The organism is Streptomyces sp. NPDC002911, assembly GCF_053591835.1.
Genome location: NZ_JBSFUO010000006.1, coordinates 250,573 through 275,789 on the forward strand (window position 1 = coordinate 250,573; position 25,217 = coordinate 275,789).

Here is a 25,217-nt window from a genome sequence, read left to right on the forward strand (position 1 = left end):
GCCCCATGACCCGCGTTGCCGCCATCGACTGCGGTACCAACTCCATCCGCCTGCTCGTCGCGGACGTGGACCCCGCCACCGGGGACTTCAGCGAGCTCGACCGCCGGATGAAGATCGTCCGGCTCGGCCAGGGCGTCGACCGGACCGGCCGGCTGGCCCCCGAGGCGCTGGAGCGCACCTTCGACGCCTGCCGTGAGTACGCGGGCGCGATCGAGGAGCTCGGCGCCGAACGGATCCGGTTCGTCGCCACGTCCGCCTCCCGCGACGCGGAGAACAGCGACACGTTCGTTCGCGGCGTCCTGGACATCCTGGGCGTCGAGCCGGAAGTCGTCACCGGGGACCAGGAGGCGCAGCTCTCCTTCGACGGCGCCACCAAGGAACTGGTGGGCCGCGACCACCTGGAGAAGCCGTATCTCGTCGTGGACATCGGCGGCGGGTCCACCGAGTTCGTCGTCGGTGACGACCGCGTCCGCGCCGCCCGGTCCGTGGACATCGGCTGCGTACGCATGACCGAGCGTCATCTCCTCCTGGACGGCGCCGTTGTGGATCCGCCGACGTCTGACCGGATCGCCGCGATACGCGAGGACATCGGTGCCGCCCTGGACCTGGCCGAGGAAACCGTGCCGATCTCCTCGGCGGCGACGCTCGTCGGACTGGCCGGGACGGTCACCACCGTCGCCGCGGTGGCGCTCGGGCTGAAGGAGTACGACTCCGAGGCGATCCACCACTCACGGGTCTCCGTCGAGCAGGTCCGGGAGATCACCGAGCGGCTGCTCGCCTCGACGCACGAGGAGCGCGCGGCGATCCCCGCGCTGCATCCGGGCCGGGTCGATGTGATCGCCTCTGGGGCGCTCGTCCTGCTCGCCGTGATGGAGCGGACCGGGGCCCGTGAGGTCGTCGTCAGTGAACACGACATCCTCGACGGGATCGCCTGGTCGGCCGCCTGATCCCGGAGGGCCCCCAGGGTGGCGAGAGGCTGCTCATGCGCATCCCCGCCTGCACTTCTGAGCTTTTGATGGCCCCTCCGGACCCGTCCGGAGGGGTCTTTCGCGCGCCGCCGCCACGAAGTTCGTGAACTTCTTCACAAGGAATTCGGCCCCTCTGGGGGAAGTTCTCCCTCCGCGGGGCCGTGCGGGTCGCACGCGAGGTCGCACGGCAGGGCTGCGGGAAGGTTTCGGAGGCGTGGCAAGAGCGCGTCCCGGGCCGGTGGTTCGCCGTGCCGGGCGGCTCAAGGGCCAGCTCACAAGTGGTGAACAACGTTCGCCACGCCGGTGTGGTTCCCCACTCGGACCATGACCTGGGTCACGTGGGCGGCGAAGTGTAGCAGAGGGTGGCGCATACCTTGTGAAGGGGCTCACGAGCGTGCCCCCCGAGGGGGGTGGATACTCGATGGCATGAGCACCACGGAGCGTCCCAGGATCCTCGTTGTAGGCGGTGGGTACGTAGGCCTGTACGCAGCTCGTCGCATTCTGAAGAAGATGCGGTATGGAGAGGCGACCGTCACGGTCGTCGACCCGCGCTCGTACATGACGTACCAGCCCTTCCTCCCCGAAGCTGCTGCCGGCAGCATCTCGCCTCGGCATGTCGTCGTCCCGCTGCGACGCGTCCTGCCGAAGGCAGAGGTCCTCACCGGCCGTGTCACGACCATCGATCAGGACCGCAAGGTCGCCACGGTCGCGCCGCTCGTCGGCGAGGCCTATGAGCTGCCCTTCGACTACCTGGTCATCGCGATGGGCGCGGTCTCCCGCACCTTCCCGATCCCCGGCCTCGCCGAGCAGGGCATCGGCATGAAGGGCATCGAGGAGTCCATCGGGCTGCGCAACCACGTCCTCGAGCAGCTGGACAAGGCCGACTCGACGACCGATGAGGACGTCCGCCGCAAGGCGCTGACGTTCGTCTTCGTGGGCGGCGGCTTCGCCGGCGCGGAGACCATCGGCGAGGTCGAGGACATGGCCCGGGACGCCGCGAAGTACTACACGAGCGTGAAGCGCGAGGACATGCGCTTCATCCTGGTCGACGCGGCCGACAAGATCCTTCCCGAGGTCGGCCCGAAGCTGGGCGCGTACGGCAAGGAGCACCTGGAGAGCCGCGGGGTCGAGGTCTACCTCTCGACCTCCATGGACTCCTGTGTCGACGGCCACGTCGTGCTGAAGAACGGCCTCGAGGTCGACTCGAGCACGATCGTGTGGACGGCCGGCGTGAAGCCGAACCCGGCGCTGGCCCGCTTCGGTCTGCCGCTCGGCCCGCGTGGTCACGTGGACACCTCCGAGAAGCTCCAGGTGCAGGGCACCGACTACATCTGGGCCGCGGGCGACAACGCTCAGGTGCCGGACCTGGTCGGCCGCCGCGCGGGCAACCCGAACGCCTGGTGCCCGCCGAACGCCCAGCACGCGCTGCGTCAGGCCAAGGTCCTCGGTGACAACGTCATCTCCGGCATGCGGGGCTTCCCGCAGAAGGAGTACAGCCACGCCAACAAGGGCGCCGTGGCCGGACTCGGTCTGCACAAGGGCGTCGCGATGATCGTCGTGGGCAAGGTGAAGATCAAGCTCAAGGGCCGTCTCGCCTGGTACATGCACCGCGGCTACCACGGCATGGCCATGCCGACCTGGAACCGCAAGATCCGGATCTTCGCGGACTGGACGCTGGCGATGTTCCTGAAGCGTGAGGTCGTCTCGCTCGGCGCCATGGAGACTCCGCGCGAGGAGTTCTACGAGGCCGCCAAGCCGAGCCCCGCGCCGGTCGCGGCCAAGGCCGACGGCGACAAGAGCAAGGCCGGCGAAACGGCCAAGGCTTCCTAGCGCCTGTACGTCACCGAAGGGGTCGTCCGCCATCCGTGGTGCGGACGGCCCTTTCGGCGTTTCTTGACCCCGTCAACTAGATGGCGTGTGCAGGTATTTTGCCGTTCCGTTGCCCTGGAACGGGATGGCACGGATGCCGGGCGGCGTTGATGCCGGTGTACCTCGTCGCGGGCCCGAGGTGTCGCGGCCCCACAAGGGTGCGTATATGCGAATTTAGGCACGTTCGGAAACACCACCACGGAGGTGTGCACCATGGCCGACGCCGCATCGCGGCTGATCGCTCTTGCCGAAGAACTGCTGGGAGAACCCCTGCCGGTCCGGATCCGGGCCTGGGACGGCAGCGAGTCCGGTCCGCCGGGCGCTCCCACCCTCGTCCTGCGCCATCGCCGCGCCCTGCGCCGACTGCTCTGGAAACCGGGCGAGCTGGGCCTGGCCCGCGCCTGGGTGGCCGGGGAGATCGACGTCGACGGGGATCTGTACGCGGCCCTCGACGCCCTGGCCGCGCTGCTCTGGGAACGCGGGGCCGACGCGAAGGACACCGTCCACCCCGTACGTGACCCGAGGGTACGGGCGTTCGCCCGGGGCCTCGTCCAACTGGCCGGTCCGTGGCCGCCGCCGCCCCCGCCGGCCGAGGAGATCCGCCGCCGCACCGGAGCGCTCCACACCAAGCGCCGGGACAAGGAGGCGATCAGCCACCACTACGACGTGGGCAACGACTTCTACGCGATGGTCCTCGGGCCCTCCATGGTCTACTCCTGCGCCTACTGGCAGGACGGCGCGACACTCGAGGACGCCCAGCGCGACAAGCTCGACCTCGTCTGCCGCAAGCTCGCACTCAAGGAGGGTGACCGCCTCCTCGACGTCGGCTGCGGCTGGGGCTCCATGGCGATCCACGCCGCCCGTGAGTACGGCGCCCGGGTCACCGGAGTGACCCTCTCCACCGAACAGGCCGCGTTCGCCCGCAAGCGGATCGCCGAAGAGGGCCTCACCGACCGGATCGAGATCCGGGTCCAGGACTACCGGGACGTCAGGGACGGTCCGTACGACGCCATCTCCTCGATCGGCATGGCTGAGCACGTGGGTTCGGTCCGTTTCCGTGAGTACGCCGACGACCTCTACGCGCTCCTCCGGCCCGGCGGCCGGCTGCTCAACCACCAGATCGCCCGCCGTCCCGAGAAGGACGAGTCGGCTTACCACGTCGACGATTTCATCGACGCCTACGTCTTCCCCGACGGCGAGCTGGCCCCGGTCGGCCGCACCGCCGCCACCCTGGAGGAGGCCGGCTTCGAGGTCCGGGACGTCGAGGCGATCCGCGAGCACTACGCACTGACCCTGCGTCAGTGGGTGACCAATCTGGAGAAGCACTGGAAGGAGGCCGTACGGGCCACCTCGCCCGGACGGGCCAGGGTGTGGCGGCTCTACATGGCCGCCTCCGCGCTCTCCTTCGAGCACAACAAGATCGGTGTCAACCAGATCCTCGCGGTGCGACCGCGGGAGGGCGGCGCGGTAGGCATGCCGCTACGGGCCCGTGACTGGACGGCGTCGGCGAACGGCTGATCCGGGAACGCGGAAGGGGCGGTACCCGCAGTGCGGACACCGCCCCTTCCGTCGTACGGCTACTCCGTCTTGATCGCGGTCAGCATGTTCAGCTTCGCGCCGCTACGGGCCGGCCACAGGGAGGCCAGGACACCCACCAGGCCCGCCAGCGCCAGGAAGAGCGCGAGCCGGTCCCACGGGATGACCAGGACGTAGCCCGGGATCGAGGCGGACAGGCTCTTGCCGATCGCCCAGCCGAGGAACGTACCGAGCGCCACTCCGACCACCGCTCCGAAGAGCGAGATGACGACGGCCTCCAGCCGGATCATGCGCTTGACCCTGCGCCGGTCCAGGCCGATCGCCCGCAGCATGCCGATCTCCTGCTGGCGTTCGAAGACCGACATGGCCAGCGTGTTGACGACCCCGAGGACGGCGATCACCAGGGCCATCGCCAGCAGCGCGTACATGATGTTCAGCGCGGTGTTGATGAACCCGCCGGACATGTCCCGGATGCCCTGGCGGTCCATGACGCTCATCGCCGGGTTGTCGCCGAGCGCGTCGATCACGGCCTTCTCGTTGGCCTCGCTCTGGCCGCCGTCCATGGTCAGCCAGATCTCGCGGATGTCGGCGAGGCTCTCGTGCGGGTCGACGACCTCCTCGGGGATCAGGACCGGGGAGATGAACTCGTTGCCCTCGTAGAGCGCTCCGACCTTCAGGGTCTCCTTCTTCTCGTCCTGGAAGGTCACGGGCACACTGTCGCCCGTCTTCCAGCCGTGCGACTTCGCGGTCTTGCGGTCGACGGCGATCTCGCCGTCCTGCAGGGAGGACAACGAGCCGGAGACCGTCTTCAGGGCGAAGACCTTCTCGACGTCGCCCGGGGTGACTCCGGAGGCCGAGACACCCTCCTCGCCGACGGTGAGCCACACGGACCGCTGGGGGGAGACCGCCGCGACGCCGTCGACCTCGCGCAGGGCGGTGAGAGCCGTCTCGTCGAGAGAGTCCCCGCTGGCCATCGTGACCATGTAGTCGGCCCGGATGTTGTCCGTCGTCGTCTTGTCGATGGCCTGGCCGAGCGTGACGCCGAGCACGGAGATACCGGTGACCAGGGTGAGTCCGATCGCCAGGGCGGAGGCGGTGGCTCCGGTGCGGCGCGGATTGCGGACCGCGTTCTGCGCCGCCAGCTTGCCGGATACCCCGAACAGCCGCCGCAGCGGCGGACGTGCCAGGGCGATCACCGGCCGTGAGAGAAGCGGGATGAGCACGATGACACCGGTGAGGGCGAGGAAGGCCCCGCCACCGATGAGCCACCGGCCGTCCTCGTCGCCCTGGCCGGCACCGGCGACGATCGCGGCGGACCCGAGGAGGGTGAGCACCCCGCCGATCGAGTTCCGCACGACCAGCGACTTGGTGGTGGCCACCGCGTGCACACTGCTCATCGCCGCCACCGGCGGGATCTTGGCGGCCCGACGGGCGGGCAGCCAGGCGGCGAACACGGTGATCAGCACGCCGACGGCGAAGGCGGAGGCGACCGCGGTGGGGGAGACGACCAGCGGGCCGGCCGGGATCTTCCCGCCGAACATGCCCATCGCGGAGCGCAGCCCCGTCGCAAGGCCCACGCCGAGGAGGAAGCCGGTCACCGAGGCGATCACACCGACCACACCGGCTTCGAGCAGGACGGCCCACTTGACCTGCCGACGGGAAGCGCCGACGGCGCGCATCAGGGCGAGTTCCCTGGTGCGCTGGGCGATGAGCATGGTGAACGTGTTGGCGATCAGGAACACACCGACGAAGAGCGCGATGGCCGCGAAGGCCAGCAGCATCGCGTTGAGGCTCTTGAGGCCGGACTCGGTCATCTTCGCCTCCTCGTCCGCGAGGGCCGCGCCCGTCTTGGCCTCGGCGTACTTCGGAAGAAGGGGCTTCACGGCGTCCAGCAGCTGCTGGTCGGACGCGCCGGCCGCGGCGGACACGGTGACGTCCGTGAACTCACCGGGCCGCAGATAGAGCTGCTGGGCGACTTCGGTGTCGAAGAGGACCAGGCTGCCGCCCGCGTTCACGGCGCCGTCCTCGGTGGTGAAGACACCGGAGAGGGTGTACTCCTTCACCGGCCCGTTGGTGGCGACCCGTATCGGCTCGCCCACGCGGTACTCGCCCTTGCGCGCGGTCTCCTCGTCGAGAGCGACCTGGCCGGCCTTCACCGGCCCCGTGCCGTCGGTGAACGCGTACTGCGCGTCCTTGCCGTCGGCGTCGGGGGAGAAGTTGGAACCGGTGTTGGACCAGCCGTCGCCGATGAGCTTGCCGCCCGTGTCGGCGACGCCGGCGAAGCCGGAGACCCGTCCGGTGGCCTCGGCCACGCCGTCGAGGTCCTGGATCTTCTTGAGCGTGGCCTCGTCGACGGCGGGGGTCTCTTCGTCGCCGCGCTCGGCCCAGGTCGTCACGGCGACGGCGACGTCGTCGTAGTTCTTGGCGGACTGGTTGCGGAAGGCGTTGCCGAGGGTGTCGGTGAAGACCAGGGTGCCGGAGACGAAAGCGACGCCGAGCATCACGGCGAGCACGGTCATCAGCAGCCTGGCCTTGTGCGCAAGCACATTGCGCACGGCGGTACGGAACATGTCAATTCCTGAGAAAGTTCGGAGTGCGGAAGGGGGGCGGCAGCCGTCGCGTCAGCTGGTGCGGCCCTTCGCGTCGAACGCCTTCATCCGGTCGAGAACCCCGTCGGCGGTGGGGTGCATCATCTGGTCGACGACCGCGCCGTCCGCGAGGAAGACCACGCGGTCCGCGTAGGAGGCGGCCACCGGGTCGTGGGTCACCATCACCACGGTCTGGCCGAGCTCGCGCACCGAGTTGCGCAGGAAGCCGAGGACCTCCGCGCCGGAGCGGGAGTCGAGGTTGCCGGTCGGCTCGTCACCGAAGATGATCTCGGGCTGGGAGGACAGGGCGCGGGCGACCGCGACGCGCTGCTGCTGACCGCCGGAGAGCTCCGTGGGGCGGTGCTTCAGCCGCTCGGAGAGGCCCACCATGTCGATGACCTTCTGGAGCCAGGCGGCATCGGGCTTGCGGCCGGCGATGTCCATCGGCAGGGTGATGTTCTCCAGGGCGGTCAGCGTGGGCAGCAGGTTGAAGGCCTGGAAGATGAAGCCGATCTTGTCCCGGCGCAGCTGTGTGAGCTGCTTGTCCTTCAGCGTCCCCAGCTCGGTCTCGCCGATGCGTACGGAGCCGCTGCTGAAGCTGTCGAGACCGGCCACGCAGTGCATCAGCGTGGACTTCCCTGAGCCCGACGGGCCCATGATCGCGGTGAATTCCCCCTGCGGGAAGTCCACGGTCACGCGGTCGAGTGCGACCACCTGGGTCTCCCCCTGGCCGTAGACCTTCGACAGCTCCGTGGCGCGGGCGGCGACCGCGGTGGTGCGGTGAACGGTGGTGGTGGTCACAGGGGTACTCCTGGTTCGACTGTTTCGCGGGGACCCCTCCATCGTCACCGCTGTGTCCCGCCGGGTCGTCAGTCCCCGTGCCCGTTCCCGGGGCCCTCTTGAGTCGCATCCGCAGGACCCCGGCGTACACCTGAGGTAGGAGGGCGACCCTGAGTGGACCGGGCCCTCAGCGGGGCGGGGCGGTCGATCCGCGGGGCACCAGACGGGCCGCCGCGTCCTCGAACCCGGGGGCCGAACCGTCGGCCACCATCGTCAGCAGGGTGCGGGCCGCATGGGTGCCGTACGCGGAGATGTCCCTGCTCAGCGCGGTCAGCGGAGGGCGTACGACGCGGGAGAGCTGGGAATCGTCCCAGGCGACGAGCGAGAGGTCAAAGGGCACGTCCAGCCCCATCTCCTGGGCGACCGAGAGCCCGGCGACGGCCATGATGTCGTTGTCGTAGATGACGGCGGTCGGCCGTGCGGCCGAGCCGATCAGCCGTCGGGTGGCGTGGGCGCCCTCCTCGCCGGAGTAGTCGGTGTGCACCACCACCGGCTCGTTGAGACCGAGTTCCGCGCTGATCTCACGCTGCGCGCGGTCACGCAACCGGGTGTGGATCAGCTCGGGCAGCCCGGCGACCCGGGCGACGGAGCGATGGCCGAGCGCGGCCAGATACGTCAGGGTGTCCCGCAGTGCCGCCGAGTCGTCCGACCACACGGGGGTGAGGGACCCGGCCGCCGAGGGATGGCCGATCACGACGGCGGGCATGCCCAGCTCGGTCATGCCCCCGATGCGCGGATCGGGGGAGCGGACGTCGGCGAGGAACACCCCGTCCACCCGGCCCTCACCCCACCAGCGGCGGTACATCTCCAGCTCCTGCGCCGGGTCGGTGACGATTTGGAGGAGCAAGGCGCACCCCCGGGCGGACAGTTCGGTCTCGATGCCGCTGATCAGCTCCATGAAGAACGGTTCGACCCCGAGCATCCTGGCCGGCCGGGACAGCGCGAGCCCCACGGTGTCGGCCCGGGCGTGGGTGAGGGCGCGGGCCGCGCTGTTGGGGCGCCAGCCGATCTCCTGCGCGATGGCCTTGATGGAGGCGCGGGTCGCGGGGGAGACCCCGGGGCGGTCGTTCAGGGCGTACGACACCGCGACCTTCGATACCCCGGCGCGGCGCGCGATGTCGGCGATCGTGGGGCGGTGCTTGGGCATGCGACCTCGCTTAACCGGTTCGTGTTCGAAGAGCATCCTAGCCGCAGGTCCCTGACCTCCGTCTTCCTCGCCGCGGTCCAGACCTCTTCGGAAATGCCTGCGAAAAACGGGAATGGGAGCGCTCCCGCTCCCTTGACACCGCTTCGGGGCACCCATACCTTCACGGCACTTACCCGGTTCAGTGACTCCGCTCGGCAGGGACGGTGCGGGGAAGAAGGAGGGGCTATGGGTACGCGTACCCAGCTGCGGGTCACCACCGCACTCGCCGTGTTCACGCTCGCCGCGACCGCCTGCACGGGAGGCGGATCGGGGGCGGGCGGCACCGGCGGCAAGGGCGGCGCGCTGCCGCGCAACGAGACGCTCTACACGACCGGCACCCAGTGGGGGCCTCCGGCCAACTACAACCCCCTGCGCAACTGGGACCACGCGACCGGCACCAAGGGTCTGGTCTACGAGACCCTGTTCCACTTCGACCCGAACGAGGGCGAGCTGAAGCCCTGGCTCGCGGAGTCGGGCAGCTGGGCCGACGACAAGACGTACGAGGTGAAGCTGCGCCAGGGCATCACCTGGGCCGACGGCAAGCCGCTGACCGCCAAGGACGTCGCGTACTCCTACGGCCTCGGCAAGATCGAGGCCTCCGCCTTCCACTCGCTGTGGAGCTGGCTGTCCGACGCGAAGGCGGTGGACGACACGACGGTCCGCTTCACCTTCAAGTCGGCCCGCTACCAGGAGTGGGACTACACCCTCTACAACCAGCCGATCGTCCCCGAGCACGTCTGGGGCTCGCGCACCGACGAGGACATCCTCAACGGCGTCAACGACAAGCCGGTCGGCACGGGGGCGTACGAACTGAAGAGCAAGACCCAGGACCGGGTCGTCTGGGAGCGGCGCGCGGACTGGTGGGGCACCGAGGCACTCAGCATGACGCCGGCCCCCCGCTACATCGTCGACGTCTCCAACCCGAGCAACGAGGTGGTCATCGGCCAGCTGGGTCAGGGCCAGCTGGACCTCAGCAACAACTTCCTGCCCGGCGCATCCTCGCTGATCAAGAGCAAGAAGGTCGTCTCGTACTACGACAAGGCCCCGTACATGCTCTCGGCCAACACCGCCTGGCTGGTGCCCAACACCACCAGGAAGCCCATGGACGACGCCGCCTTCCGCAGGGCGCTCGCCGCTTCCGTCGACATCGGGAAGATCGTCAAGGGTGTGTACGGCGACCTGGTCAAGCCCGCCTCCCCGACCGGCCTGCTGCCGCAGTGGGAGCAGTTCGAGGACAAGGCCCTCCTCGCGGAGAAGGGCCTCACGCACGACGCCGCCGCGGCGAAGAAGGAGCTCGCGGAAGCCGGCTACCAGGACAGGAACGGCGACGGCTTCGTCGAGAACAAGGACGGCTCCACCCTCGGCCTGAAGCTGGCCGTGCCCTCGGGCTGGACCGACTGGATGGAGGCGGCCAAGGTCATCGCCGCCGGGGCGGAGGACGCGGGCATCAAGATCAGTACCGAGTTCCCCGACCAGAACGCCCTCAACGAGCAGCGCGGCAAGGGGGACTTCGACCTGGTCCTCAACAACGAGCGCCAGCTGTCCAGCACCCCGTGGACGTACTACGAGTACATGTTCCAGATGCCGGTCCAGAAGCAGCAGAACACGGTGAACTTCGGACGGTACGAGAACGAGGAGGCCTGGGAGCTGGTGCAGGAGCTGGGCGGGGTCAAGACCGACGACGCGGCGGGCATGAAGGCCGCCGTATCGAAGATCCAGGACATCCAGCTGACCGAGATGCCCATCATCCCGCTCTGGTACAACGGCCTCTGGTCGCAGTCCACCACCGGGACCTGGACGAACTGGCCGTCGGACGCCGAGGGAGCTCCCAGGACGGCACCGGCCCTGTGGCGCAACTGGCTGGAGATGGGCGGCTTCGAGACGCTCACGCAGATCAAGCCCGCCAAGTGACGCGCCCGTCGCCGACTCCATGACCGCCCCGCCGTGCGCGTACGCCTGACCGTGCGCGCACGGCGGGGCTCTCCACCAGGGGAGCCCCCTTGCGCCGCTATTTCGCCCGCAAACTTCTCATCTACGCACTGACCTTCGTCGTCGCCGTCACCGTCAACTGGATGATCCCGCGCTTCATGCCCGGTGACCCGGTCTCCGCCATGGTCGCCCGCGCCCGCGTCTCCCAGCCGGAGGCCGCCGAGGCGATGCGCACCTACTACAACAACCTGTTCGGCTTCGACGAGCCCCTGTGGCAGCAGTACCTCCACTTCTGGGGTGCGCTGCTCCAGGGCGACTTCGGGATCTCCATCTTCGTCTTCCCCACGCCCGTCGGCGACGTCCTGCTCGACGCACTCCCGTACACGCTCGGCCTGATGATCCCGGCTGTCCTGCTCAGCTGGTTCGCCGGCAACTGGATCGGCGCGCTGTCCGCCCGCCGCAAGGTCCTCGACAACACCGTGCTGCCGGCCGGCTATCTGCTGACGGCCATGCCGTACATGTGGATCGCCGTGATCCTCGCCTGGGCGCTGGGTGCCAAGGCCGGCTGGTTCCCCCTGTCCGGGGGCTACAGCCTCGACATCCAGCCCGGCTGGAGCACCGCCTTCGCGGCGGACGCGCTGCACCACTGGGTGCTGCCGTTCCTCTCGCTGTTCCTGGTCGCGCTCGGCGGCTGGGCCATCGGCATGCGCAACATGATCATCTACGAGCTGGAGTCCGACTACTCCGCCTATCTCTCCGCCCTCGGCGCACCCCAGCGGCTCATCCGCCGCTACGCCTTCCGCAACGCCGTCCTGCCCCAGGTCACCGGACTGGCACTCCAGCTGGGAGTGCTGGTCGCCGGAGCGCTCGTCACCGAGATCGTCTTCGCCTACCCGGGGCTCGGCTCGCTGATCCTGGCCGCGATCCAGAACCAGGACTTCTTCCTGCTCCAAGGCGCGTTCCTGTTCATCGTCATCGGCGTACTGATCGCCAACTTCCTCATCGACATCGTGTACGTCGTCGTCGACCCCCGCACCCGTACGGGCATGGCAGGAGGCACGTCATGAGCACACTGCCCGACCCGGCACCCCAGGCCCCGTCCGCCGAGGCGCCGGCCGCCGAGCCCGGCCGCGAGTCCCTGCACTACGCGGTGCGCAACCCCAAGCTGATCATCGGCGTGGTCCTCGTCGTCGTCCTGCTCGCGATCGGCCTCATCGGCCCGATGCTGCTCGACAACGGCAACCCCAACGAATACGTCGGCCCGCAGGCGGCCCCGCCCGACGGCACGTACTGGATGGGCACCACCACCTTCGGCCAGGACGTGTACGCCCAGTTCGTGCACGGGCTGCGCGCCACCTTCCTGGTGGGCGTCGTCGGCGGTGCCATCGCCGCCGTCATCGCCATGCTCGTCGGCTTCCTCGCCGGCTACCGGGGCGGAGTCGTCGACGAGATCCTCAACATGCTCACCAACGTCGTCCTGGTGATCCCCGCCCTCGCCGTCCTGCTGATCATCAACGCCTACATGGGTGTGCGCAGCGTCGCCGTGCAGGGCCTGTTCATCGGGCTGACCTCATGGCCCTGGGCGGCCCGCGCCATCCGCGCGCAGACGTTCTCGCTGCGCACCCGGGAGTTCGTGGACCTGGCCCGGCTCAGCGGGAGCGGCACCTGGCGGATCGTGTTCCGCGAGATCGCGCCCAACATGAGCTCGTACCTCTTCATGATGTTCATCCTGCTCTTCGGCGGGTCCATCCTCATCGCCTCCTCGCTGGACTTCATCGGGCTCGGCCCGACCGAAGGCGTCTCGCTCGGCCTGATGCTCCAGAGCGCCCAGCAGTGGAGCGCGCTCCAACTCGGTATGTGGTGGTGGTTCATCCCGCCGGGCGCCGGGATCACCGCGATCGTCGGCGCGCTCTACGTCGCCAACGTGGGCCTCGACGAGGTCTTCAACCCGAAGCTGAGGGAGTCGTGAGCACATGACCCTGACCGTCGACGATCTGCGGGTCCACTACCGCACGCTGCGTGGCGAGGTCCGGGCACTGGACGGCGTCGGCTTCGACCTCGCGGACGGCGAGATCCTGGGCCTGGCGGGCGAGTCCGGCTGCGGCAAGACCACCTTGGGCAAGTCCCTCATCCGGCTCGACGGCCGGATGAGGCACGCGGGCGGCACCGTGACACTCGACGGCGACGAACTGCCGCTGTCCGACGACCGGGCGATGAACGCCTACCGCTTCCACAAGATCTCGCTCGTCCCCCAGTACTCGATGAGCGCGCTCAACCCGACGCGGCGCATCGGCCGCATGATCCGCGAGCTCCTCGCCTCGCGCGGAGTCACCGTGGACACCGGGGAACTGCACCGCCGCCTCGCGCTGGTCGGCCTGGAGCCCGAGGTCCTGGAGCGCTATCCGATCGAGCTGTCCGGAGGCATGAAGCAGCGCGCCGTCATGGTGATCTCCACGCTGCTCGATCCCTCCGTCCTCATCGCCGACGAGGTCACCTCGGCGCTGGACGTCTCCAACCAGCAGGCCGTCGTCGGTGCCCTCACCGGCCTCCGCGACAAGGGCCTGGTCACCAGCATGATCTTCGTGACCCACGACCTCGGGCTGACCTCGCACATCGCCGACTCGATCATGGTGATGTACGCGGGCAGGCTCGCGGAGAAGGCCCCCACGAAGGCGCTGACGAACACGCCCCGCCACCCCTACACGAAGATGCTGATCGGCTCGCTGCCCCAGGTCGGTGCCCGCTTCAAGGACAAGCCGCTCAGCGGCATCGAGGGCTCTCCGCCCTCTCTGCTGAACCCGCCCGCCGGCTGCCGCTTCCGCGACCGCTGCCCGATCGCCGACAGCCGGTGCGCCGAGGACCCGCCGGTCGTCGAAATCGCCCCCCGCCACTCCGTCGCATGCTGGAAGGCGGCCTGATGCTGACCCTCGACCGTGTCACCAAGACCTTCCGGTCCGGCGCCTTCGGCGGCGGCTCCGTGACCGCGGTGGACCGGGTGTCCTTCGAGGCGGCACCCGGCGAGCTGGTCTCGCTCATCGGAGAGAGCGGGAGCGGGAAGTCCACCATCGGCCGCATGGTCCTCGGCCTCACCCAGGTCAGCGGGGGCAGCCTCACCCTGGACGGCGAACAGGTCCGCCCGGGCAAGGACTTCTACCGCCGCGTCCAGGGCGTTTTCCAGGACCCGTTCAGCTGCTACAACCCCGTCTTCAAGGCCGACCGCGTCTTCGCCCTCGTCCGCCGCGCCTACCACCCGGGTGTCCAGGACAAGGCGTGGGCCGACCGTGTGGAGAAGGCCGTACGGGACGTACGCCTGGACCCGGGACAGGTGCTCGGCCGCTACCCGCACCAGCTCAGCGGCGGCCAGCTGCAGCGCCTGCTCATCGCCCGCGCCCTCCTGCTCGACCTGCGTTTCCTGGTCGCCGACGAGATCACCAGCATGCTCGACGCCTCCACCCGCATCGATGTGCTCAACCTCCTCGCCGGCCTCAAGGAACGCGGCCTCGGCGTGCTCTACATCACCCACGACCTCTCGCTGGGCACCTATCTCGCCGAGAAGACGGTGGTGCTGCGGGGCGGCCGTGTGGTCGAACGCGGCGACACCCAGAGGGTCTTCGGTAATCCCCTCCACCCCTACACCCGCACGCTCCTGGCCGCGGTGCCCCGGCTGAACCAGCCCTGGACGTCCGCCGAACCCGTGGGGGCCTGCGCCTATCACGAGGGGGGCGCACGGGGCACAGACCTGTACGAGACCGAGCCGGACCACTTCGTCGCCTGCGCCGGACTCCCCGACTGCGGAAGGACCCCCGCGTGACTCCCCGCCACCTGCCCCTGCACGACGGCTGGACACTCGTCGCCGACGGCCCCGTACCGGTGGGGCTCCCCACCGACGGCGTCCCGGCGACCGTCCCCGGCTGTGTCCACACCGACCTGCTGGCCGCCGGGCTGATCGACGACCCCTACCTCGACGACAACGAGAAGCGGCTCGCCTGGATCGGGCGCACCGACTGGACGTACCGCACCGCCTTCGCGTGGTCGGCCGACGAGCACGCGTTCACCGACCTGTGCTTCGACGGCCTCGACACCGTCGCCACGATCCTGGTCAACGGCACCGAGGTCGGCTCCACCGCCAACCAGCACCGCAGCTACCGCTTCCCCGTACGGCAGTTGCTGCGCGAAGGCCTCAACACCCTGGATGTACGCTTCACCGCCCCGTACACCTACGCCGAGGCGCTGCGCGACAAGCTCGGAGAGCTGCCGGGCGCGTACAGCGAGCCGTACCCCTTCATCCGCAAGATGGCGTGCAACTTCGGCTGGGACTGGGGGCCGACGCTGGTCACCTCCGGCATCTGGCGGCCGGTCGCGCTGGAGTCCTGGACGGGCCCGCGTATCGCCGAGGTCAAGGTCCTCGCCGACCTCGACGGGGACGGGGTGCCGCGCCTGGCGGTCACCGTCGACGTCGAGCGGGCCGGGGGCGGGCCCCTGGAGGCGTCGGTGGAAGTGGCCGGCGAACGGGCCGTGTTGACCGTACCCGCCGGGGAAGACCGCAGCACCGTCACCCTCGCCGTCCCCGGGGCCGAACGCTGGTGGCCGCACAGCCACGGTGAGCAGCCGCTGTACGACGTCATAGTCCGCCTCGGCGACGACGCCTGGAGCGGCAGGACCGGCTTCCGGGGCGTCGCCCTGGAGCGCGAGGCGTTCCGGATCTCCGTCAACGACGAGCCCGTCTTCGTACGCGGGGTGAACTGGATCCCCGACGACTGCTTCCCGGCCCGGGTCACCCGACAGCGGATCTCCGACCGCTTCGACCAGGCGACAGCCATGGGCGTCAACCTGATCCGCGTCTGGGGCGGCGGCCTCTACGAGAGCGACGACTTCTACGAACTGGCCGACGAGAAGGGGCTGCTGGTCTGGCAGGACTTCCCGTTCGCCTGCGCCGCCTACCCGGAGGAGCAGCCGCTGTACGACGAGGTGGCCTCCGAGGTCCGCGAGAACCTCGTCCGGCTCGCCCCGCACCCCGCGCTGGTGCTGTGGTGCGGCAACAACGAGAACCTGGAGGGCCACGCCGACTGGGGCTGGCAGGAGCAGCTGGAGGGCCGTACCTGGGGCCGCGCCTACTACCACGAACTGCTGCCGGCTCTGTGCGCCGAGACCGACCCCACCCGCCCGTACTGGCCGGGCTCGCCCTACTCCGGCTCCCCGGAGCTGCCCCCGAACGACCCGGCCCTCGGCACGGTTCACCTGTGGGAGGTGTGGAACCGGGCCGACTACACCCACTACGCCGACACCGCCCACCGCTTCGTGGCGGAGTTCGGCTTCCAGGGCCCGCCCGCGTACGCCACCCTGCGCCGCGCCGTCAGCGGTCCGCTGGGTCTGGGTGCCCCGCTGATCGCCCACCACCAGAAGGCGGAGGACGGCGACGCCAAGCTGCTGCGCGGCCTGGGCGACCACCTCCCGCAGCCGACGTCCTTCGACGACTGGCACTGGCTCACCCAGTTGAACCAGGCCCGCGCGGTCGCCTTCGGAATCCGTCACTTCCGCTCGCAGAGCCCGTACTGCATGGGCGCGATCGTCTGGCAGCTCAACGATTGCTGGCCGGTCGTGTCCTGGGCGGCCGTGGACGGCGACGGCCGTCGCAAGCCGCTCTGGTACGCCCTGCGCTCCGCGTACGCCGACCGTCTGATGGCCGTACGCGACGGAGCCCTGCACCTGGTCAACGACTCCGCACGCCTGTGGGAGGGCCCGCTCCGGCTCACCCGGCGCTCCCTGGACGGCGATGTCCTGGCCGAGGAGACGGTCGTGGTGGGCACGGCGGCCCGCGCAGTCACCCGTGTGCCCCTGCCGCCGTCGGTCGCCGAGCCGGAGGACAGCACCCGCGAGGTGCTGGTGGCGGAGCTGGGCGAGCTGCGGGCGGTCGAGTTCTACGAGGAGGACACCCGTCTCGCGCTGCCACCGGCGCGGTATCACGTCACCGTCACCCAGGGTGACGAAACGGGCATCGGCTACCGGGTCACAGTGACGGCGCGGACGCTGCTGCGCGATCTCGCCCTCTTCCCCGACCGGCTGGATCCGGCAGCCGAGGTGGACGACATGCTCGTCACCCTGCTGCCCGGCGAGAGCACCGTGTTCCACGTCACGGGCGCGGTGCTGAAGGACCCGGAGGCGCTCGGTTCGCGGCCCGTTCTCCGGTGCGTCAACGACACCGTCCACGGGTGAGGTGGCGAGCCCTGGCGAACGGTGGCGTGCCCTGTGGCGAATGGGCCGTACGGGTGCGGCGAGTTTCCGTCATTCCCGTTTGTCATGGTTCATCCCCCTCGACCGGGCGGGGAGTGTGCTGACGCGGCGCTCGATGTCTGACGGACCCTCACACGATCAATAAAATAAGACAACATCGAGCGCCTGCTCCGCTGTTCGAGAGATGCCCCCGGATAGGGTCTTGTGCCAAACGCGGAGCCGCGCGCCCACGCCCGGGTGGTGGAATGCAGACACGGCGAGCTTAAACCTCGCTGCCTCCTCGGGGGCGTGCCGGTTCAAGTCCGGCCTCGGGCACTCAACTTGTTTTGGAGTTGGGCTGGGAGGACGGCCGATTCGGCCTATCCCTCGTTCGGGTAGTGGGTGCATGGCTTCTCCACGGTCGGTTGTGGCATACCTCGCACGGCGCGGGAACGTCACGGGGCGTGGTCACGAGCGGTCAGGTGACGTGCTGACCGGCTGCGAAAGCCCTTCCGGGGTTGACGCGGACGCAGTCGGACGGGCGCCGGGCGAAGGTGACCGAACGCCATGGCGTTATTACCCCCCGGACATGTCGTCCGCCCGCGATCACGCTGAGGCCATGGACAACCTCCAGGCGCGGTACCGCTCGCGGACGTACTCGCGATGGTCGCCGTGCGTGACGAGTCCGGCTCCCCGCAAGGTCGACCTCGCTTGTGCATAGAGGAACTCCCAGTCGCTCGTAAGCGGCGGGAGCGTGACCGGAACGTCTTTTGGGCGGTCGACCCGCTCCATGACACCGCACGCGAGGACATCGGCGTGAGTGGCCGCACCCCTGGTGGTTCACCTGGAACGTGACCTCTTGTTCCCCCGCGACGCGATCCGTGGTGCTGCCCGTGGATGGCCGGCAGGGAGGCCCGCGTCACGGACGCCACATCCGGGCACATGAGCTCCCGGGCGGCCGTCGCAGTCGCGGGCGTCGCGCTCTCAGGCCTGCGTGCCCTCGAAAACCGTCCGCCCGGGTACGAGTGGTTTGGATACCGCCCTGGAGGGAACAGCACCGTCGGTTCAACGAAGATCCTCCTCCGGTATTAGGGTCATTGTTTTGCCTACCCATTACTCTTGACGCAAGGCCGCGCCAGGTGGCCATGGAGGAGTGAAATGAGGAGCAGCAACCCGGTCTTCTCGCGACGGGGGTTCAGCCGCGACAACGGCTCCGCGGGCTTCAACGCGGCGCCGCAGGCCGGGGCCCCCGCAGCGGGTGCCAACCCGTACGCGCAGGGCACCGCCGCCAACCCGTACGCCACGAACCCCTACGCCCAGCAGGACACCCAGTACGGCGCCCCGCAGGCGCCCGCGCGCTCCGGCGCGATGACGATCGACGACGTCGTCACGCGTACGGCGATGACGCTGGGCACCGTGGTGCTCACCGCCGCGCTCTCCTGGGCCCTGCTGCCGGTCGACGAGGCCAATCTCGGCAAGTCCTACGGCATCGCGATCGGCGCCGCCCTGGTGGCGTTCGTCTTCGCGATCATCCAGTCCTTCAAGCGCAAGGCCTCGCCTGCGCTGATCCTGTCCTACGCCGCCTTCGAGGGTGTCTTCCTCGGGGTGATCTCCAGCGCGGTCAGCACCTACATCAGCCCCGGCACGGTGATGCAGGCGGTGATGGGCACCATGTGTGTCTTCGCCGGTGTGCTCATCGCGTACAAGATGCGCTGGATCCGCGTCACGCGCCGCTTCTACGGCTTCGTGATGGCCGCCGCCATGGGCTTCGTGCTCCTGATGATGGTCAACCTGCTGTTCAGCGTGTTCGGTGGCGGTGACGGCCTGGGCTTCCGCAGCGGCGGCCTCGGCATCCTCTTCGGAGTCATCGGCATCATCCTCGGTGCGTGCTTCCTGGCCCTGGACTTCAAGCAGGTCGAGGACGGCATCAACTTCGGCGCACCGCGCGAGGAGTCATGGCTGGCGGCCTTCGGCCTCACCCTGACCCTGGTGTGGATCTACCTGGAGATGCTGCGTCTGCTCTCCATCCTCAACGGGGACGACTGACCCCGTAGGCACGACGACGACGGGACGGCCCGCAGGCGCGATGCGCCTGCGGGCCGTCCCGTCTTTCGCGGGGAGCGCGTGCCTCAGCGGAGCTTTCGCGCGGCGCGTCTCAGGTCGTACTCATGGATGATCGCCTTGGCGTGGCCGTAGGTGAGGTCGTGTTCGCTCCGCAGCCAGCTGACCTTCTCCTCGAAGCGGAAGAGAGAGGGGCCTTCGTCGACGGTGCGGAGCCAGTCCGCGATGTCACGACCGGTGCGGTGGGGGATCCGGGAGAGCAGGTTGCGATGGGTTTCTTCGGAGAAGACTTGAGACATCGGCGCCTCCGACGCAGTACGCGTTGCTGGTCCTTCCCGACACCGTGCCCGAGCGTCGGCGCGTTGGCAACCATCAGGCAGGGGCGCGTAGGGTCACGGTGTGCTCGATACGACCCCCCTGATCACCGCAGTGGACCGATTCGCCGACCGGCTGCGGAGCGCCCCGCAGAGCCGGCTGCAGCAGGGCGTGGCCGCCGAGGCTCTGGCGACTGCCCGGGAGCTGTCCGCCCGGGCCCAGCGCGCCGAGGCGCCGGACCGGGAGCCGAGGATCATGCCGGATGCCGGAATATTCGCGGTCGGTGACCAGCTCGCGGTCGCGGGCCGGGACCTGGCCGTGGCACTGGAAACGGCCTCGTCCCAGGAGCTGGACGAGGCCGTGCGGTGTGTCGAGGAGGCGGCGGCGCGGGCCTTCGCATCCGGGCCGCGCTAGAACGAGGCGATGACGCGGTCGGCGAGGATGTAGACGTTCTCCTCGCCGCACGAGAACGTCAGCGCGTAGGCGCCGGAGACCCCGGAACCGCCCAGCAGTACCGGCTGCTCACCGGAGCGAAGCGAGTCGGCGAGCCGCTCGGCGGTCTCCCGGTGACCCGGGGTCATGCAGAGCGTGGTGCCGTCGGCGAAGACGTACACATCGAGCGTCCCGAGGGGGCCTGGGCGTACGTCGGTGAGTTCCGTACCGGTATCGGCGAGCCGCTCCAGCCGGTTCACGGTACGCTCATGGTCGGTGACGACCGGTGTCTGTACGGGAACGAAGTCCGGGTGCGAGGGGTGGCGGCGACGGGCCGCGGCCAGCTCGGGGGAGTCCTCGGCGAACTCCGCGTACTCGGCGGCTTCCGGCATGTCGGTGAGCTCCGCCAGCTCCGCCAGCTCGTCCATGGCATCACCGGCTTCGAGTTCCATCGCCTCCAGGCCCACGAAGTCGGTCTGCCGGGGCAGGAAGAACGGGGCGTCGTCACCGAGGCCGCCCAGCGGCGACGGGGTGTCGGCGGCGTCGCGTGCCTCCTGGGCCGCCCAGAAGGCACGGGCCTCGGCGAGCTCGCGTTCCCGCTCCTCGGCGAGGGCGTCGGCGACTGCCGCGCGTATCTCCTCGGTGGGCGTGCCGGCACTGCGACTCCGCTGCTCGGGCACGGACGCGCGCAGACTCCGTCCCTCTGCCAGCTCCGTGCGCAGGGCTGTGACCTGCTTGCGCAGCCCGTGAGCGGCGTGCAGAGCGGCGGCGCCGACGGCCGTGGCGGCGGCGGTGGTCAGCAACAGGGCAAACGGCATGGCGCTCACTGACATACTCCCGGTTTCGATCGACACCCCCGACTTCCTACATCAGCTTGTCCTGTGCCGACACCTGCTGTCAGTGCATTACGTCACGAATTGGACAGGTCTTTGTGCCCGGTGTTCAGTCCTGTGGCTGGTGTGACCTGCGGAAACGACTCTCCCCCGGGACGCAGATCACATCCTGGGGGAGATTCGGTCACGATCGAGGCTCGGACCGGTTGAAGGCGGCCTCCACGCGGGAGTGCTGACCTGCCCCGGAGCTCGGCTCGGCCGCTTCGTTCCGCCGGTCGCGTTCGCTGCGGCTCAGCTCAGCCGCTCGATGACCATGGCCATGCCCTGGCCGCCACCCACGCACATCGTTTCCAGGCCGAACTGCTTGTCATGGAACTGCAGGCTGTTGATCAGCGTGCCGGTGATGCGGGCGCCGGTCATGCCGAAGGGGTGGCCCACGGCGATCGCGCCGCCGTTGACGTTGACCTTGTCCAGCGGCAGGCCGAGGTCCCGGTAGGACGGGATGACCTGTGCGGCGAACGCTTCGTTGATCTCGGCCAGGTCGATGTCGTCGACGGTCAGTCCGGCGCGCCTGAGTGCCTGCTTGCTGGCCTCGACCGGTCCGTAGCCCATGATCTCGGGGGACAGGCCGGAGACACCGGTCGAGACGATGCGGGCCAGCGGGGTCAGGCCCAGCTCGCGCGCCTTGGTGTCGGACATGATCACGAGGGCGGCGGCGCCGTCGTTGAGCGGGCAGCAGTTGGCCGCGGTGACGAGCCCGTCGGGGCGGAACACCGGCTTCAGGCCCTGCACGCCCTCCAGGGTGACGCCCGCGCGGGGGCCGTCGTCCTTCGAGACGACCGTGCCGTCCGGCGTCGTCACGGGGGTGATCTCGCGTTCCCAGAAGCCGTTCTTGATGGCTTCCTCGGCGAGGTTCTGCGACCGCACGCCGAACTCGTCCATGTCCTGGCGGGTGACGCCCTTGATCCGGGCCAGGTTCTCGGCGGTCTGTCCCATCGCGATGTACGCGTCAGGGACGAGGCCCTCCTCGCGCGGGTCGGTCCAGCTCGTACCGGACTGCTCCGCCCGGGCGGCGGTGCGGGCCTCGGCGTCGGCGAAGAGCGGGTTGTGGGTGTCCGGCAGGCTGTCGGAGTTGCCCTTCGCGAAGCGGGACACCATTTCGACACCGGCGGAGATGAAGACGTCGCCCTCACCGGCCTTGATGGCGTGCAGCGCCATGCGGCTGGTCTGCAGCGAGGACGAGCAGTAACGGGTGACCGTGCAGCCGGGGAGGTGGTCCATCCCCATCTGTACGGCGATGACGCGGCCCAGGTTGTTGCCCTGCTCGCCGCCGGGGAGGCCGCAGCCGAGCATCAGGTCGTCGATGTCCTTCGGATCCAGCTCGGGAACCTTGGCCAGCGCGCTCTGGATGATGGTCGCGGTCAGGTCGTCCGCGCGCAGATCCTTGAGGGACCCCTTGAAGGCCCGGCCGATGGGCGAACGGGCAGCAGAGACGATCACGGCTTCGGACATCACGCGGCTCCATGGGGGCTGGAAGGCAGGAAGGCTGGGCTGCCTTGGAAGTTACCCGGACGTACAGCTGAGGTCACCCGACAGGTGATGTGATGCGGACCTCTTTTCTAAGCAACCGCTCAGTCGCCCGCATTGTTCCCCTTACGAAGTGGTTTCGCGCTCATCCCCGCCCGCCACGTCGCCCCCGACCCGTGCCCGGGCACCGGCCCGCCGTCCGTGCCCGTCTCCCCGCCCGTCCTCGTGCCCGTCTCCGTGTCCTCGTGCGGCACCGGTTCCGTGTGGGCGGGCAGGCGCCGGCGCCTGCGGTGCTTGAGCAGGGCCCAGGGCGCGCGCGCCGCCGTGACCTCGGTGCCCGCCTCCCTCGCCGCACGGGAGGCCGCCTTCGCGACCGGCAGCATGCCCTCGCGGCGTGACCCGTCCAGGTGGTCGGACTCCGGCCACAGGCCGAGGACCGCGCACAGGGTCGGCAGCATCGCCATCGAGGCGGTCGCGTACCCCTCCGCCGAGGGGTGGTAGTTGTCGGGACCGAAGAGCTCCCGGGGGTTCGCCTCGAACTCCGGTCCGAGAAGGTCGCCCAGCGAGACCGTCCGCCCGCCCTGTTCCACCGCGCCGATCGTCTGGGCCGCAGCCAGTTGCCGGCTGACCCGCCGGGCCAGCCACCGCAACGGCTGGTAGACGGGCTCGATCGTGCCCAGGTCGGGGCAGGTGCCCACGATCACCTCCGCGCCCGCCGTGCGCAGCCTCCGTACGGCCGTGCCCAGACAGCGCACCGACTGCGTCGCCGGCATCCGGTGGGTCACGTCGTTCGCGCCGATCATGATCGCGCAGACGTCCGGCACCCCTGAGGGATCGGCCAGGACCAGGGACACCTGCCGCTCCAGATCGTCCGACCGGGCCCCGGGCAAGGCCACGTTCCGGAAATCCACCGGCCGTTCGGCCACCGCCGCCAACCCGGACGCCAGCAGTGCCCCCGGGGTCTGGCCCGCCCTGCGCACGCCCTGTCCGGCCGCCGTCGAGTCGCCCAGCAGGACGAAGCGCAACGGATCGGAAGGACCGGCGAAGGCCACCCCGTACCGCCCGTCCGCACTCGGCGGTACCGGCGCCTTGCCCCCGCCCACCAGCCGTTTCGCCAGCTGCAGCTCGGCCAGCACCAGGCCCACCGTGGCCGCACCGATCAGACCGACGCCGCCGCCCCCGTAAGCCGCACCCGCTGCGATCCGCCGTGCCACCCTCGCTCTCGACACAGTCCGGTCCACCTCCTCCGTGCCGTACAGCCGTACACAGCACTACCTGCCCCGTGGAGGGCGTAGCTCAATCGCTTCGTCCAATCTCCGGCCCGTACGCATACTCTTGCCTGACCATCTCGGAGATCCCGGAGTACACGGTGCAATTCCACGATTCGATGATCAGTCTTGTCGGCAACACCCCGCTGGTCAGGCTGCGCAGTGTGTCGGCAGGCATTCAGGCGACGGTTCTGGCCAAGGTCGAGTACTTCAACCCCGGCGGGTCGGTGAAGGACCGCATCGCGCTGCGCATGATCGAGGCGGCCGAGCAGAGCGGAGAGCTTCAGCCGGGCGGCACGATCGTGGAGCCGACCAGCGGCAACACGGGTGTCGGCCTGGCGATCGTGGCCCAGCAGAAGGGCTACAAGTGCATCTTCGTCTGCCCGGACAAGGTGTCCACGGACAAGATCAACGTGCTGCGGGCGTACGGCGCGGAGGTTGTCGTCTGCCCGACGGCGGTCGACCCGGAGCACCCTGACTCGTACTACAACGTCTCCGACCGGCTGGTCCGCGAGACGCCGGGAGCCTGGAAGCCCGACCAGTACTCCAATCCCAACAACCCGCGCTCGCACTACGAGACCACGGGCCCCGAACTCTGGGAGCAGACGGACGGGCGGATCACCCACTTCGTCGCGGGTGTCGGCACCGGCGGCACGATCACGGGTACGGGCCGCTACCTCAAGGAGGTCAGCGAGGACCGGGTACGGGTCATCGGCGCCGACCCGGAGGGCTCCGTCTACTCCGGCGGTTCCGGACGCCCGTATCTCGTGGAGGGCGTCGGCGAGGACTTCTGGCCGAGCGCCTACGACCGTACGGTCACGGACGAGATCGTCGCGGTCTCGGACAAGGACTCGTTCCAGATGACCCGTCGCCTCGCCAAGGAGGAGGGCCTGCTCGTCGGCGGTTCCTGCGGCATGGCGGTCGTCGCGGCCCTGGAGGTCGCCAAGCGCCTCGGCCCCGAGGACGTGGTGGTCGTCCTGCTGCCGGACAGCGGACGCGGCTACATGAGCAAGATCTTCAACGACGAGTGGATGGCCGACTACGGCTTCCTGGAGGACTCCGGACCCTCCGCCCGTGTCGGCGCCGTCCTCGACTTCAAGGACGGCCCGCTCCCCTCGCTCGTCCACATGCACCCGGAGGAGACGGTCGGCGAGGCCATCGACGTACTGCGGGAGTACGGCGTCTCCCAGATGCCGATCGTGAAGCCCGGGGCGGGACACCCCGACGTGATGGCCGCCGAGGTCATCGGCTCCGTCGTGGAGCGTCAGCTCCTGGACGCGCTGTTCACCCAGCGGGCCATGCTGTCCGATCCGCTGGAGAAGCACATGTCGGCCCCGTTGCCGCAGGTCGGCTCGGGGGAACCGGTCGAGGACCTGATGGCCGTGCTCAGCGGTGCGGACGGTGCCGACGCGGCGATCGTTCTCGTCGAGGGCAAGCCGACAGGTGTCGTGAGCAGGCAGGATCTGCTGGCCTTCCTGGCGAAGGACGCGGCGCCGAAGCAGTGAGCGCGGTTTTCCCGGGTGCGGGCTTCCCGGGTTCGCGAAAACGGTACGAGCGCGACACGTTGACGCAGCACCGGCTTAACACGGCTCATGCACAGTAAGGGGTGTCGGCAGGGAAACCCGCCGGCACCACGAACGGCGACACGGACTACG

The 25,217-nt window shown here is 69.4% G+C and carries 19 protein-coding genes and 1 tRNA gene; 13 read left to right on the plus strand and 7 right to left on the minus strand.

The annotated features are described in order from the left end of the window. Nucleotides 1–5: 5 nt before the first annotated feature. From ACWD04_RS12605 to ACWD04_RS12615, 3 genes are all read left to right on the plus strand, one after another. Nucleotides 6–947: a Ppx/GppA phosphatase family protein gene (locus ACWD04_RS12605; protein WP_451130977.1), complete on the plus strand. Its 942-nt coding sequence runs from the start codon at nucleotides 6–8 to the stop codon at nucleotides 945–947. A 447-nt stretch (nucleotides 948–1,394) separates the two neighbouring features. Beyond that, nucleotides 1,395–2,798 carry an NAD(P)/FAD-dependent oxidoreductase gene (locus tag ACWD04_RS12610; protein WP_451130979.1) on the plus strand — a complete coding sequence of 468 codons (1,404 nt, stop codon included), beginning with the start codon at nucleotides 1,395–1,397 and terminating at the stop codon, nucleotides 2,796–2,798. A gap of 252 nt (nucleotides 2,799–3,050) precedes the next feature. Further along, a complete protein-coding gene (locus ACWD04_RS12615; RefSeq protein WP_451130981.1) occupies nucleotides 3,051–4,355 on the plus strand; it encodes a class I SAM-dependent methyltransferase in 1,305 nt (434 codons plus the stop codon). Nucleotides 4,356–4,414: 59 nt separating this feature from the next. Here ACWD04_RS12615 and ACWD04_RS12620 read toward each other — a convergent pair whose 3' ends face one another. From ACWD04_RS12620 to ACWD04_RS12630, 3 genes are all read right to left on the minus strand, one after another. Further along, nucleotides 4,415–6,943, minus strand: coding sequence for an ABC transporter permease (locus ACWD04_RS12620; protein ID WP_451130983.1), 2,529 nt, complete (start codon nucleotides 6,941–6,943; stop codon nucleotides 4,415–4,417). A gap of 51 nt (nucleotides 6,944–6,994) precedes the next feature. Further along, nucleotides 6,995–7,804 carry an ABC transporter ATP-binding protein gene (locus ACWD04_RS12625; protein WP_451131136.1) on the minus strand — a complete coding sequence of 270 codons (810 nt, stop codon included), beginning with the start codon at nucleotides 7,802–7,804 and terminating at the stop codon, nucleotides 6,995–6,997. 124 nt (nucleotides 7,805–7,928) lie between these two features. Further along, nucleotides 7,929–8,948 (minus strand): LacI family DNA-binding transcriptional regulator, encoded by a 1,020-nt coding sequence (locus ACWD04_RS12630; RefSeq protein ID WP_451130985.1) that lies wholly within the window; start codon nucleotides 8,946–8,948, stop codon nucleotides 7,929–7,931. Nucleotides 8,949–9,173: 225 nt separating this feature from the next. On the opposite strand from ACWD04_RS12630, the gene ACWD04_RS12635 reads away from it, so the two are divergent. From ACWD04_RS12635 to ACWD04_RS12670, 8 genes are all read left to right on the plus strand, one after another. Then, the gene (locus ACWD04_RS12635) at nucleotides 9,174–10,898 is read left to right on the plus strand and encodes an ABC transporter substrate-binding protein (protein ID WP_451130987.1); all 1,725 of its coding nucleotides are present in this window, start codon (nucleotides 9,174–9,176) and stop codon (nucleotides 10,896–10,898) included. Between the two features lie 89 nt (nucleotides 10,899–10,987). Continuing rightward, nucleotides 10,988–11,983, plus strand: coding sequence for an ABC transporter permease (locus ACWD04_RS12640; RefSeq protein WP_451130989.1), 996 nt, complete (start codon nucleotides 10,988–10,990; stop codon nucleotides 11,981–11,983). Then, nucleotides 11,980–12,885: an ABC transporter permease gene (locus tag ACWD04_RS12645; protein WP_451130991.1), complete on the plus strand. Its 906-nt coding sequence runs from the start codon at nucleotides 11,980–11,982 to the stop codon at nucleotides 12,883–12,885. The genes ACWD04_RS12640 and ACWD04_RS12645 overlap by 4 nt, the downstream gene beginning before the upstream one ends. Before the next feature lie 4 nt (nucleotides 12,886–12,889). Next, entirely contained in the window at nucleotides 12,890–13,834 is a 945-nt protein-coding gene (locus ACWD04_RS12650; protein WP_451130993.1) for an ABC transporter ATP-binding protein, read from the plus strand. After that, entirely contained in the window at nucleotides 13,816–14,727 is a 912-nt protein-coding gene (locus ACWD04_RS12655; protein ID WP_451130995.1) for an ATP-binding cassette domain-containing protein, read from the plus strand. Before ACWD04_RS12650 ends, ACWD04_RS12655 begins: the two co-directional genes overlap by 19 nt. Next, nucleotides 14,724–17,129: a glycoside hydrolase family 2 protein gene (locus ACWD04_RS12660; RefSeq protein WP_451130997.1), complete on the plus strand. Its 2,406-nt coding sequence runs from the start codon at nucleotides 14,724–14,726 to the stop codon at nucleotides 17,127–17,129. The genes ACWD04_RS12655 and ACWD04_RS12660 overlap by 4 nt, the downstream gene beginning before the upstream one ends. Nucleotides 17,130–17,378: 249 nt before the next feature. Then, nucleotides 17,379–17,462 (plus strand) — tRNA-Leu (locus ACWD04_RS12665). A gap of 822 nt (nucleotides 17,463–18,284) precedes the next feature. Then, nucleotides 18,285–19,172 (plus strand): Bax inhibitor-1/YccA family protein, encoded by an 888-nt coding sequence (locus ACWD04_RS12670; RefSeq protein ID WP_451130999.1) that lies wholly within the window; start codon nucleotides 18,285–18,287, stop codon nucleotides 19,170–19,172. Nucleotides 19,173–19,255: 83 nt separating this feature from the next. Here ACWD04_RS12670 and ACWD04_RS12675 read toward each other — a convergent pair whose 3' ends face one another. Continuing rightward, nucleotides 19,256–19,486 (minus strand): DUF4287 domain-containing protein, encoded by a 231-nt coding sequence (locus ACWD04_RS12675; RefSeq protein WP_451131001.1) that lies wholly within the window; start codon nucleotides 19,484–19,486, stop codon nucleotides 19,256–19,258. A 100-nt stretch (nucleotides 19,487–19,586) separates the two neighbouring features. Here ACWD04_RS12675 and ACWD04_RS12680 point away from each other — a divergent pair, with 100 nt between their 5' ends. Continuing rightward, on the plus strand, nucleotides 19,587–19,916 hold the full coding sequence (locus tag ACWD04_RS12680) for a hypothetical protein (protein ID WP_451131003.1): 330 nt from the start codon (nucleotides 19,587–19,589) through the stop codon (nucleotides 19,914–19,916). Here ACWD04_RS12680 and ACWD04_RS12685 read toward each other — a convergent pair. The 3 genes from ACWD04_RS12685 to ACWD04_RS12695 all read right to left on the minus strand — a co-directional run bounded on the left by ACWD04_RS12685 (nucleotide 19,913) and on the right by ACWD04_RS12695 (nucleotide 23,508). Next, nucleotides 19,913–20,767 carry a hypothetical protein gene (locus ACWD04_RS12685; RefSeq protein WP_451131005.1) on the minus strand — a complete coding sequence of 285 codons (855 nt, stop codon included), beginning with the start codon at nucleotides 20,765–20,767 and terminating at the stop codon, nucleotides 19,913–19,915. The two genes, ACWD04_RS12680 and ACWD04_RS12685, sit on opposite strands and share 4 nt — an antisense overlap. A 291-nt stretch (nucleotides 20,768–21,058) precedes the next feature. Continuing rightward, nucleotides 21,059–22,279 (minus strand): acetyl-CoA C-acetyltransferase, encoded by a 1,221-nt coding sequence (locus tag ACWD04_RS12690; protein ID WP_451131007.1) that lies wholly within the window; start codon nucleotides 22,277–22,279, stop codon nucleotides 21,059–21,061. 119 nt (nucleotides 22,280–22,398) lie between these two features. Next, a complete protein-coding gene (locus tag ACWD04_RS12695; RefSeq protein WP_451131138.1) occupies nucleotides 22,399–23,508 on the minus strand; it encodes an SGNH/GDSL hydrolase family protein in 1,110 nt (369 codons plus the stop codon). A gap of 155 nt (nucleotides 23,509–23,663) precedes the next feature. Between ACWD04_RS12695 and ACWD04_RS12700 the strand changes: the two genes are divergently transcribed. Further along, nucleotides 23,664–25,067, plus strand: coding sequence for a cystathionine beta-synthase (locus tag ACWD04_RS12700; protein ID WP_451131009.1), 1,404 nt, complete (start codon nucleotides 23,664–23,666; stop codon nucleotides 25,065–25,067). The last annotated feature ends 150 nt before the right edge of the window (nucleotides 25,068–25,217 follow it).